Origin of the sequence: Pararcticibacter amylolyticus, assembly GCF_003130405.1 — a bacterium.
Taxonomy (GTDB): Bacteria; Bacteroidota; Bacteroidia; order Sphingobacteriales; family Sphingobacteriaceae; genus Arcticibacter; species Arcticibacter amylolyticus.
The window spans coordinates 239679-241658 of sequence record NZ_QEAS01000011.1 but is presented as its reverse complement, the minus strand read 5'-3'; the positions used below and the strand labels follow the sequence as shown (position 1 = coordinate 241658).

General features: G+C 44.4%; 2 protein-coding genes. Both read left to right on the top strand.

Features of this window, described 5'->3' with window-relative positions; genetic code table 11:
- The first annotated feature begins 621 nt into the window (after positions 1-621).
- Entirely contained in the window at positions 622-843 is a 222-nt protein-coding gene (locus tag DDR33_RS14840; protein ID WP_109416579.1) for a hypothetical protein, read from the top strand.
- A gap of 1 nt (position 844) precedes the next feature.
- The gene (gene carA, locus DDR33_RS14835; RefSeq protein WP_109416578.1) at positions 845-1939 is read left to right on the top strand and encodes a glutamine-hydrolyzing carbamoyl-phosphate synthase small subunit; all 1095 of its coding nucleotides are present in this window, start codon (positions 845-847) and stop codon (positions 1937-1939) included.
- Positions 1940-1980: the final 41 nt, after the last annotated feature.

The window sequence follows — 1980 nt, the reverse complement described above, 5'->3', positions numbered from 1 at the left end:
TTCTTAATTTCCCGCTTGTCAAAGGGCGTATGCTTTCCCTCTCTCTCTGACTTCGCTTTCCTTCTTTTACTTTCCATACACTTTTTAATTTGTGTATAGCTTTTTTAGGAATGGACACCCTGAATTGGCTGTACTGGTTCTGGTTAAGGTAGTGTTCAATTAAGTGTGTCAGCTTTTAGAAAACGGTCTCCAAAATAGAGATTTAATGCATGTCGAATGAGCTTCCAGCCGAACATATCAGCAAATTTCACTACAGTAGTAAAACAGAAAAAGCCTGCAGGAGCTCAGCCATCTGGAAGAAGAGCCTAAGCGGTTATTTCGTTCGGGTTGTCTCCTGATTGGCTTCTGATCTGCAACGCTTTCCCTACGCTTTCGGAACGCTTTCCCTACGCTTTCCGTTCGGGAATTACCGAAGCAAAAGCGTAGGGAAAGCGTTGCAGTAGCGTTACTGATCAGACGCCGATCAGGAGAATGTCCGGCTTAATAACTAAGACCGCTCTGCTCCGTTCGGTCTGGCTTCGCAGGGCACTTTCCTGTAATTAAGAATAAGCAGCTAAGTCCAACCCTTTATCTGCAAATATCCCTTTCGCAATTCATATTATTTATCTACCTTTGTCTCCCGTGAAAATTGAAGACAACTGCTTCAGCCTGTTGTACTCTGACTCCGGTGATTCTACCGGCAAACTCAAGCTTTTTCATTTATTTTCTGACATTAATCTCTGGGATTCTGATGGGAAAGGACTGATTATTGCTTATGGGCCGGGAGTGGAGTTCATTGCAAATGAATGGCTGAATGAAACGATCAACGAACAGAATATTAAAAATTCATACCACATAAATTAAGATGATCAACTATATCAAATTGCCTGCTGTGCTGCTACTGGAAGACGGAACCGTATACCACGGAAAAGCAGCCGGTAAAATCGGAACTACCACCGGGGAAATTTGCTTTAACACGGGAATGACCGGATACCAGGAGGTTTTTACCGACCCCTCCTACTTCGGACAAATCATGGTGACCACCAATGCCCATATCGGCAACTACGGAGTAACCAGCGAAGAAGTGGAGTCAAGTGACATTAAAATTGCCGGGCTGGTTTGCAAGAACTTCAACATTGCCTTCAGCAGAAAGATGTCAGAGCAGTCTATCCAGGATTATTTTCAGGAGCAAAATGTAGTTGGCATTTCAGATGTTGATACAAGATCTCTGGTTCGTCATATCCGCGACAAGGGAGCGATGAACGCCATCATCTCTTCCGAGATTCTTGACATTGATGAATTAAAGAGAAAGCTTGCTGAGGTTCCGTCAATGGATGGACTTGAACTATCATCCCAGGTAAGCACCAAAGAACCCTACTATTACGGAAAGGAAGATGCACAGCACCGGATTGCCGTGCTGGATCTGGGTGTAAAAAAGAATATTCTGCGCAATTTCGATCACCGGGATGTATATGCAAAGGTATTCCCTGCGAAAACTTCTTTCGAAGAAATGGAAAAATGGGCTCCCGACGGATATTTCATTTCGAATGGCCCCGGCGATCCTTCAGCTATGCCTTACGCTATAGAAACGGTAAAAAAGGTTCTTGAAGCCGACAAGCCTTTGTTCGGAATCTGCCTTGGGCATCAGCTGCTCGCATTAGCGAATGACATCCGCACTGAAAAGATGTTCAACGGGCACCGCGGCTTGAACCACCCCGTAAAGAACGTCGTGCTTGATCATTGTGAAGTAACTTCGCAGAACCACGGGTTTGGTGTTATTGCAGATGATGTGCGCAATTCGGATAAGGTTGAGATCACCCACGTAAACCTGAATGATAATTCGATCGAAGGAATCAGGGTAAAAGATAAAAAAGCGTTTTCTGTGCAGTATCACCCTGAGTCATCTCCGGGCCCGCACGATTCGCGTTACTTATTTGATCAGTTCGTTGACATGATGTAATAACAAAAAAGCCGTTTGACTTGTAAGTCAAGCGGCTTTTT

Coding starts and splice junctions, on each gene's coding strand:
- carA (WP_109416578.1), top strand. CDS start 845: ATGATCAACTATATCAAATTGCCTGCTGTGCTGCTACTGGAAGACGGA.